At 30.0% G+C, this 9100-nt stretch carries 10 protein-coding genes; 3 read left to right on the plus strand and 7 right to left on the minus strand.

Annotated features, from left to right (window positions below; all coding sequences use genetic code 11):
* Positions 1-318: 318 nt before the first annotated feature.
* The 3 genes from V5784_RS05715 (at position 319) to V5784_RS05725 (ending at position 4358) form a co-directional block, all read left to right on the plus strand.
* Complete coding sequence (locus V5784_RS05715; RefSeq protein WP_336888081.1) at positions 319-678, plus strand: hypothetical protein; 360 nt, start codon at positions 319-321, stop codon at positions 676-678.
* Positions 679-864: 186 nt separating this feature from the next.
* A complete protein-coding gene (locus V5784_RS05720; protein WP_336888082.1) occupies positions 865-3447 on the plus strand; it encodes a hypothetical protein in 2583 nt (860 codons plus the stop codon).
* Between the two features lie 8 nt (positions 3448-3455).
* Positions 3456-4358 (plus strand): hypothetical protein, encoded by a 903-nt coding sequence (locus V5784_RS05725; protein ID WP_336888083.1) that lies wholly within the window; start codon positions 3456-3458, stop codon positions 4356-4358.
* Positions 4359-4421: 63 nt separating this feature from the next.
* Here V5784_RS05725 and V5784_RS05730 read toward each other — a convergent pair whose 3' ends face one another.
* From V5784_RS05730 to V5784_RS05760, 7 genes are all read right to left on the minus strand, one after another.
* Positions 4422-4976, minus strand: coding sequence for a 5-formyltetrahydrofolate cyclo-ligase (locus V5784_RS05730; RefSeq protein ID WP_336888084.1), 555 nt, complete (start codon positions 4974-4976; stop codon positions 4422-4424).
* Entirely contained in the window at positions 4969-5553 is a 585-nt protein-coding gene (locus V5784_RS05735) for a uracil-DNA glycosylase (protein ID WP_336888085.1), read from the minus strand. The genes V5784_RS05730 and V5784_RS05735 overlap by 8 nt, the downstream gene beginning before the upstream one ends.
* 202 nt (positions 5554-5755) lie before the next feature.
* A complete protein-coding gene (locus V5784_RS05740; protein WP_336888086.1) occupies positions 5756-6532 on the minus strand; it encodes an MBL fold metallo-hydrolase in 777 nt (258 codons plus the stop codon).
* Positions 6533-6686: 154 nt separating this feature from the next.
* Positions 6687-6893 carry a hypothetical protein gene (locus V5784_RS05745; RefSeq protein ID WP_336888087.1) on the minus strand — a complete coding sequence of 69 codons (207 nt, stop codon included), beginning with the start codon at positions 6891-6893 and terminating at the stop codon, positions 6687-6689.
* Between the two features lie 142 nt (positions 6894-7035).
* Entirely contained in the window at positions 7036-7536 is a 501-nt protein-coding gene (locus tag V5784_RS05750) for a flavodoxin (RefSeq protein ID WP_336888088.1), read from the minus strand.
* 16 nt (positions 7537-7552) lie between these two features.
* On the minus strand, positions 7553-8260 hold the full coding sequence (locus V5784_RS05755; RefSeq protein WP_336888089.1) for a tRNA threonylcarbamoyladenosine dehydratase: 708 nt from the start codon (positions 8258-8260) through the stop codon (positions 7553-7555).
* 194 nt (positions 8261-8454) lie between these two features.
* Positions 8455-9033 carry an EAL domain-containing protein gene (locus tag V5784_RS05760; protein ID WP_336888090.1) on the minus strand — a complete coding sequence of 193 codons (579 nt, stop codon included), beginning with the start codon at positions 9031-9033 and terminating at the stop codon, positions 8455-8457.
* Positions 9034-9100 lie beyond the last annotated feature (67 nt).

The raw sequence follows: 9100 nt of genomic DNA on the forward strand, positions 1-9100 counted from the left end.
GAGCTATGACAGTTACTCAAGGTGTATATTTATATGGTGGTCAAAAAGAAATAGAAGTAGATTTATATCTTGACTTAACAAAAATAAGTGCTGGTTATAAATTAGGTTTTATACTTGCCGAAGCTAAATATCAATAGTAAACAATAGCTAAAAAAAATAAGTGGGCTTTTAGCCCGCTTATTTTCATGTATAAGAGAGGGAAATGAAGGTTATAAAATCTAATAATATTTTATAATTTTAAAAACATAAAATTGAAGGATTTTTTTTTTTTTTAAGTATCTTGTAAGTAACGTTATAGATATTTTGGAGGTGTATAAAATGAAGAAGATAATTTTATTACTATTTATATTAATGACAAATTTAAGTTTTTCATTGGAAATTATCAGTGTAGACCCGCTTAATTTTGGAATAGTAGTAGAGGGCGACAAGACTGTTTCCTTGAACGGTATAGGGGTCTATGTAGATGGAAAAGCAGGTGGAATTGTGGAAATTATAGTTCCTGAAACCTATGATTTATATGGGAATAGGATGACTATTAGACCAAAGAAAAAAGTGGTGAAATTAGATGGCAGTGGAAGGGGTAAATTTAGGTTAGATGTAAAATTAAAATTAAAAAATAGACAAGAACATAAAACTTTAACAGATAATTTATCCATAAAAGTAAGATATGTGGACTAGGAGAAAGGTAGTTATCAGATGAAAATTAAAAGACAAAATAAAACTTAATTACGAAGAACACAAAGAAAAAAAGGTTATTTCAGGATTTTTGAATTTAATTAGACATTGTAAATTTTAAATTATTACTTGTAAAGGGTATCACAAAAGTATCTACCAGTGAAAGCTATTTTTTAGGGGGAGCATATAATGAGAAAAAAAATAATTATATTTTTACTATTCTTATCTGTTGTTTCCTTTGGGGAGGAATTTAAAGGTAGTTATGAGGAGGGATATATAGAAATAAATATAAATAAAAAAATTAAATATCCATTTTTCCCTATATATATGGATTATTCTTTAGAGGAACCCTATGTAGGTGTGATGAATTTATTTGCTTTAACCATGGCTAGAGGTATGAAAATAGATAGGGAAAAGAAGATGATTTACGGTAGGTTAGGGGAAGTCGATTATAAATTTTATTATGGAGACACTAAATATATCAGTAAAGAAGAGGATATATATATAAGGGGGAACGATCTTTCACAGGTATTCAAATTAGCGAGTTATGAGTGGAATACAGAGACCTATCTTATGAAAGTTAAAACCAAGTTTAAAACTCCTTATGAAATCTATCTAGAGCAGGAAGAAAGACTCAAAGGTTTAGGTGCTGATGATGAGGAAGATATAGACGAAAAAGATGTATATTACCAGGAGAGAAAATTATTTACTCTAGGAGTGCTCCGACCAAGATATAGTAATTTTAATGTTGAAGACGAGGAAGGAACTTTCTCAGCAAGATATGAAACCCATCTACTTTATGGAGATTTTACCACCACAGGATTTATTCATCCAGATGCTTATTTTGGGTATACAGCTTTAAGATATAATGAAATTTTAGGTGATAAAAGTATAATTATAGGAGATGCCAATATGCGGTCCTATGAATTTTTAGGGTCAAAAAGGTTGACAGGAATAGCTATTCAAGACTGGAATGGTGCCGGAGATATAGAGGTAGGGCAGACTTCTATCAGGGGATTTGCACCATTTAATTCAAATATAGAATTATATAGAAATGGTTCATTATATGATTTTACCAGGGTAGGGGAAGATGGGTCCTACACGTTTGAAAATATTAATATTCAAGGTTATAGCGATATATACACCATAAAAATATACGATTTTGATGGTTCTATAGAGGTAAGACAAGTTTCTATGATGAGTGGAAATAAGATCTTAAAAAAAGGTGAGATAGATTATGGTCTTTTAATAGGTACCCATAGGGATTTTAATGAAGAAGAAGAAGTGATAGATATAGAAAAAAAAGAAGTGGAAGGAAATATTGAAGCTTCCTACGGATTAACCAATAATTTAACGATGGGTTTTGATTATATAAATGATCTTACGGAAAAAAGAATAGGAACCGAAAACTATAATTTTCCGACTGAATTAATAGGGTTAAATTTATATTATACAACGGGAGCGGTAAAATATCCCACATATTTTGAATTTTCAGAAATTTATGACATAGAACATGAGGGCGACGAAAATAGATACTCTCATATGGGGAAGGTAAGACAAAGATTAGGCAGAAATATACTTTCCTTGGAAGGATATATGTACAATGATTTTACAGCTTTTTTAGAAGATTATAAAAACAGGTATATAGCTGATTGGAGAGGGGTTATAAATAATTATTTAGGATATAATTTGAGGTATGATAATATCGATAAATTTGGGTTTACAGAGGAATATGCTAGTGCAGGAATATACCAAAATAAAAATAGAATATCCCATGAATTAGGAGTTTCTTATCCTTTTTCAGAAGACTATGGAACCAATAGATTATATTATAATTATTCCAATAGTAATATTGAAATCTATGATACTAACTTGAATTTTATCTTTCAAATAGATTCTGATTTTCAAGATTTTGAGGATGAAACAAAATTAAAAGTAGCTCTTAAAACAGCAGAAAATAAGAATTTTAGGGGAGGAACTTTTCTCAAATATAATTCTAAAGATGAATATGAAGCAGGATTGGAAGCCAGATATAAAGTATCTAGTTGGTTAGAAATTATAGGTGACCTAATACACGATGAAGATGAAACAAATTATAATATAGGGGTAGATATGGAAAAAACTATTATTTTAGAAAAACTATTTATAAGTAACTCTAATCCATCTCCAGATAGATCCTGGATGGAAGGGAAGGTATTTATGGATGATAATAATAATGGAAAATATGATGATGAGGAAGCTCTGTTAGAGGGGGTTGAGGTAAAAGTTGGAAGGAAAAAAGGAATAACTGGAGTAGACGGACTATATTTTATAGATGATATTAGCTCCTACGAAGTGAAGAAATTTGAGGTTAGTATAGAAACATTGGATCCTATGTTAGAACCGGCCAATGAGAAAAAACATATAAAATTATACCCGGCAACTGGTGGACATATGGATGTTCCAATTCAAGTAATTTCAGTTATAATGGGAGATTTAGAGTTTCGTGGAGAGACAGTAGATGGGGTAAAGTTTTTTCCTATAATATCCCAACTTTATGTTCAACTAAAAACTTTAGATGGAAAAGTAGTCATGGAACAGAGATTGGAGCCAGAGGGTTTTTTCATGTTAGAGAAGGTTCTTCCAGGTAATTATATTTTAGAAATGGACTATAGGGGAGAAGGAGAGTTAAATTTCGAGGAAAAAGCTAAAAAATTAAATATCAAATTAGATAAATATGGCAGTTATTATGAAGACTATAACTTTAAAGTCATCTCTTATAAAAAGGATTAGGTGAGATTATGCTAAAAAAAATGATTATATATTTATTTTTGTTTTCAAGATTATACGCTAACTTTGAGGTGGCACCTCAAATTCAAGAATTGAGCTTGGACAGGCAGGCAACTCAAAAAATTTATTTGAAGAATGGTACCAAAAAATTGAAGAAAATAAAAATTTATTCAAGGAGACCGGAAGATCAAAAAACAAAGGATCTTTATATGGGTGACTGGATCATAGTATATCCTAAGATGGTTTATCTCAAACCCAACAGTAAAAAAATAATTAGAATGGCTGCCAGACCTCCAAAGGGTCTGGTGGATGGGGAGTATAGAAGTCATCTGGTATTTGAGGAGATGCCAGTAAAAAAATATGACAATACCGAAAAGGATGATGAGAAGGTAGGGATTGATTTAGAAATAGTACATATATTGGTCTCTACAGTTTATGGCTATAGAGGTAAATTAGAATATGGTGGAAATTTTGATACTTTCAAAGTTGTTACCGATAAAAAAAAGACATATTTAGTATCTAAGATAACAAATACAGGAACAACAGCATTGGATGTAGTTTATAAAACAACTTATTATAAGGATGTGAAAAAATTAAAGAACGAAGATTTAATAGCCGGAAAGGTTATGAGAGAAAATTACTATGATTCTGTTGTAGAATTAAATAAAATTTCAAAGGGTGCCAATAAGATTAAAGTAGAATTTTATTATAGGCTTAAAATAAAGAATAGAGAAGGGAAAGAGGGCGAAAAAGAATATGATGAGTTTAAGTTAGGAGAAAAGATTATTGATATAAAGAGAATAAGTGCTGAAAAATACTTAAAGGAGTTGGAAGGGGCAAATAAAAAAGAAGTGGAAGAAGAAAGGATAGAAGGGAAAAATAAGGAAGAGAAAAGCGAAGTAAATAAAGAATAGTTAAGGAAAAAACTCAAGGATATCCTTGAGTTTTTTAGTCTTTTAGTTAACAGATGAATTGTTTTAATTAGAAGTTTTTTTAAGAGAAGTTCCCAATAAATAGTCTGTTTTTTTATCATGAGCTTCCCATGGAATATTTTCATATAGCTGAAATTCATAGTGGGGAGCTACGATAAGACCAGAATAATATTTTAAGAATTTATCATAGTATCCTTTTCCAAAACCTATACGATTTCCATGTAGATCAAAAGCTAATCCTGGAATGATAATTAGATCTATTTTTTTTATATCTACATAAGCCCCATCTATTTCCTTGATTTTAAAAGAGTTATGATCATTAAATTTTTTAGAATCATCATAGATAACGCCCACTAATCCACCATCTTCTAACATCTTTGGGAGGATTAGAGTTTTTTCACTTTTTAAAATATGGTTATTTATAAAATTGGTGTCGATCTCTCCTCCAAAATTCATATAGGACATGATGACTTTAGCATCTGTATAGATAGAAGAATTTATAAGTATGTTAAAAACCTTTTCAGAATATTCTTTAATAAATTCCTTGGAAAGATTGTTTCTTTTTTTCAATATTTCACTTTTTATTTTTTTTTTATCCATGAATATCCTCCATTATTTTTTTAATTTCTTCCATATCTTTCCAAGTCATCCATTTTGGGCTGCCTTTTTTCTTATCACTGTTTCTGATTAAAAAACTAGGATCATAGATAGGGTTTACTTTGATTCCGCCATCCCAATCATAAGTTTTTCCGCGGATTTTAGAGATTTTTAGTGTATTATCTCTGAGTAAAAATCTACTAACTTCTTGACCTAGAGTAACTATTATTTTAGGCTTTAAAAGGGCAATTTGCATATCCAAAACATCTGCATATATCTTTTTTTCTTCTAGAGAAAGATCCTTTAATCTCAAATTACATTTTACAACATTGGTAAGATAAAATGCCTCTGGTGGTAGATCGACTAATTCATATAGATTTTTAAAAAATGCACCACTGCTGTTAGGAGCTACCCTTAGATTTTCATCTTCAAAAAGATTGGGGTCATCCCCTATAAATAAAAGATTAGAACTTTTATTTCCTCCTCCTAACAATACTTTACTGTCTTTTTCATTTTTCTTAAAAACCTTGCAGGTATTTATTTCAAAATTGATTTCTTCCCATAAATTGTTGATTTTCATATTTTCCTCCTATCTTTTCTTTTATCGTCAAATAAAAAAATGACGCAGACTAAGTTCTGACTGATACATAAGTATTAATTTTTTAATTAAATCTAATTTAATCAAAAAAGTTAAATGTGTGACACGAATTACAGATATTTAAACTAAAAAATATCTAAACCATAGCACACGGATCAAATCTGATTTAGCGGATAATCACAGTTTATTTTTTTGATATATATATAGGTGTAACAGTATTTTGTCTCACAATTTCAAGATCGATATTTATATCGTTTTTTATTAGCTCAAATTCCACAGTATTATAAGCTAAATCATAGCAATTACTGTCGTTACTCACGTGAACTAAATAAACTTTTTCTAAATCTTCATGATATAACTCAGTTAAAAATTTTGCAGTGTCCTCATTGCAGAGGTGTCCATTACGCCCCTTGACACGTGATTTAAGGTCCCAAGGATAGTCACAATTCATAAGCATATTATAATCGTAGTTACACTCAATGATGGCAATTTGAGAGCCTTTAAATTGCTCTCGCACAATATTAGTTATATGTCCTATGTCGGTAGCTAAGGTAAGTTTCTTTTCCATATATTCCACAGAAAATCCAACAGTTCTCTCTGCATCATGCATAACATCAAATGGGGTTATTAATATATCACCTAAATAAAATTTTCCCTCTATAAAATTTAAGTTAGAAGGGGTTATTTTTCCTAATTTATGCTGACAAGCATCATAGCTTTCCTTGGTTATATAGATAGGCAGGTTATATTTTCTAGAGATGATTCCAGCTCCTAAAACATGGTCTCCGTGTTCATGGGTTATGAGGAGTGCTTGGATATTACTTATATCTTCTCCTATAACTTCTAATTTTTCCTTTATTTTTTTACCGCTAAATCCAGCATCGATTAAAATTTTAAACTTATCTACCTCGATAAAAATAGAGTTTCCAGAACTTCCGCTCCCTAGTATTGATACCTTCATAAATTTCCTTTCAAGTTAAGTTATTCAATAATTTTATTATAGTAGTGCTATCTTTTCAAATTGATAATTTTATATTCCTTATATTATATCATAAATTTGAAATAAAAAAAGGCGACTTATAGTCGCCAAAAATCCGTATAATTTTTCTTTATAATTACCTGTAATTTAAGATAACGTTGGAATTAAAAGATCGTTCTAAAGATAAAAAAGTTTTATCGAGATCACTAGTATTTATTTTTATGATCCTGTCATTTAGTTCGAATAAGACTGTGTATACATTATTGATACAAGTAATGCCACAGACGATAGAGATAGTATCAAATTCAAATATCCATTTATTATTCCTTGATGAAACTTTCATAAAAACTCCTCCTAGTTATCTTTGTTTAGATATAACTATTATAGCTTCATAATCTTTGTTTGTCAATAAAAACTATCTCTATTTTAAGGTAGGGGCTTTAAAAGTAAAAAAAGGAGGATCTTTATCCTCCTAGATTACTTTTTTAGTTAAATTTTAGTTTAACAACTTCAAGCCAATCATAGATCCTATCAGGAGTCATATCATCTTGATTTTCTTCATCTAAAACTAAACCCATAAATTTACCTTCAACCATAGCTTCACATTCCTCAAAATGATATCCATCTGTAGAAGTTAATCCAATAATTTTTCCACCATTTTTAATGATGATCTTATATAAAACTTCTAAAGCTCCTACAAATGATTCTCCGAATGTAGTCTGACTTCCTAAACCTACAAGAGCCAAAGTTTTACCATTGAGATCAATGTTTTTAAAATCCTCTATGACAGCTTCCCAGTGAGCTTCTAATTCACCAAATCCATAACTAGGTGTAACTAATATTAGGTTTTCAAATTCTTTTATTTTTTTAATTCCATTGGCTACATCAAATATTTCAACGTTATCTCCTAGGTTGAAATCAAATTCATCAACTACACCAGTAGTTCTTCCTCCGGTAGTTCCATAAAATAATCCTATTTTTTTCATCTATATCAACTCCTATTTAACTTTTTATTAGATCTTTAATCACTTCTCCGGCTATAATAAGCCCTGCCACTGAAGGGACAAAGGAGACACTTCCTACATTGACAGCTTTTTCCCTGGAACCATCTAGATTTTTAGGTTTTATAGCAATCTCTGGTGAGAAAACTGTTTTTATTTTTGTTATCCTTCTTTTCTTTAGCTCCTTTCTGATAGTACGAGCTAGAGGACAGACGCTAGTTTTGCTGATATCAGCAACTTGAATAGTAGTAGGGTCCAATTTATTCCCGAATCCCATAGAAGAAATTATAGGGATATCTTTTTCTTTGCTAATTTCAATCAAAGCTAGTTTAGCGGAAATAGTGTCTATAGCATCTACAATATAATCATATTTCATATGATCAAATAAAGTTCTTACATTCTCAGGTGTAACCCTTAGATTGTGAATGTTAACTATAGCATTGGGATTTATATCTGAGATACGATCCTTAAATAACTTTGTTTTTTCTTGTCCGATAGAGCTGTGTGTGGCTATGAGCTGTCTGTTAAAGTTGGTGATATCCACAGTATCGAAATCCACCAAGGTTATAGTCCCGATACCTGAACGGATTAATCCTTCTATGGTAAATCCACCTACACCACCTAATCCGAAGACAATTACCGATGAATTTATTAATTTTTTTGTTTTTTCTTCTCCAATCAGAAGAGACTGCCTACTAAATTGTTTCATCTTATACTTCTCCTTTTAAAATTCATTTTTCCTATTTTAAATATAAAAATTAAGGATATTTGATTATAAATAATTATATAATATTTGATTTTTTTTATCAAGAATTTAAAAATAATAAAAAAAGCTAACGCTCCTTCAACCTCCTGTCCCCATCTTGGAGTTTCTCTTACTAACGACAACTTAAAAGCTTTCTTTTAAATTTTTTTAATATATTCTTTTCCCTCTAATTTTTTCAGTACTACCTCTAATTCCTCTGGTTTACCATAATAATAACCTTGAAAATTCTCTACCCCCATGTCTTTTAAAACGCTTATTTCCTCTATGGTTTCTACTCCTTCTACTATTACTTTTAATCCTAAAATTTTTCCTAATTCAATAATAGTTTTTATAATATTCATATCGTCCAAACTTTCAAACATATTTACCACAAATGAACGGTCTATTTTTAAGGTGGTTACTGGCAACTTTGATAAATAGGAAAGGGAGGAATACCCTGTACCAAAATCATCTATTGAAAAATTAATTCCTATAGTTTTTAAAATTTTTATTTTTTCAATACATTTATCGATGTCATCTATAAATGCACCTTCTGTTAATTCAAAATTGATTCCTTTTAAAATACCATGCTTGCTTATTATCTCCTCTGAAAAATGTTTTTTATTAAAATGAATAGGAGATATATAATGGTCGTATAAATTTATACAAAGAGTGTTTAACCTTAAGCAAAAAAATAGGGTATAATTTAAGAAAACAATATGGGGGATTTTGATTATGAATACACGAAAAACTTACTCTTCTAAGTTCAAATTTAAGATCGTTTTGGAAGCTTTTACAGAAAGA

Source organism: Psychrilyobacter sp., from assembly GCF_037132775.1.
Classification (GTDB): Bacteria; Fusobacteriota; Fusobacteriia; order Fusobacteriales; family Fusobacteriaceae; genus Psychrilyobacter.

Coding starts and splice junctions, on each gene's coding strand:
- V5784_RS05715 (WP_336888081.1), top strand. CDS start 319: ATGAAGAAGATAATTTTATTACTATTTATATTAATGACAAATTTAAGT.
- V5784_RS05735 (WP_336888085.1), bottom strand. CDS start 5,553: ATGAAAATCAACAATTTATGGGAAGAAATCAATTTTGAAATAAATACC.
- V5784_RS05725 (WP_336888083.1), top strand. CDS start 3,456: ATGCTAAAAAAAATGATTATATATTTATTTTTGTTTTCAAGATTATAC.
- V5784_RS05740 (WP_336888086.1), bottom strand. CDS start 6,532: ATGAAGGTATCAATACTAGGGAGCGGAAGTTCTGGAAACTCTATTTTT.
- V5784_RS05745 (WP_336888087.1), bottom strand. CDS start 6,893: ATGAAAGTTTCATCAAGGAATAATAAATGGATATTTGAATTTGATACT.
- V5784_RS05720 (WP_336888082.1), top strand. CDS start 865: ATGAGAAAAAAAATAATTATATTTTTACTATTCTTATCTGTTGTTTCC.
- V5784_RS05755 (WP_336888089.1), bottom strand. CDS start 8,260: ATGAAACAATTTAGTAGGCAGTCTCTTCTGATTGGAGAAGAAAAAACA.
- V5784_RS05750 (WP_336888088.1), bottom strand. CDS start 7,536: ATGAAAAAAATAGGATTATTTTATGGAACTACCGGAGGAAGAACTACT.
- V5784_RS05730 (WP_336888084.1), bottom strand. CDS start 4,976: ATGGATAAAAAAAAAATAAAAAGTGAAATATTGAAAAAAAGAAACAAT.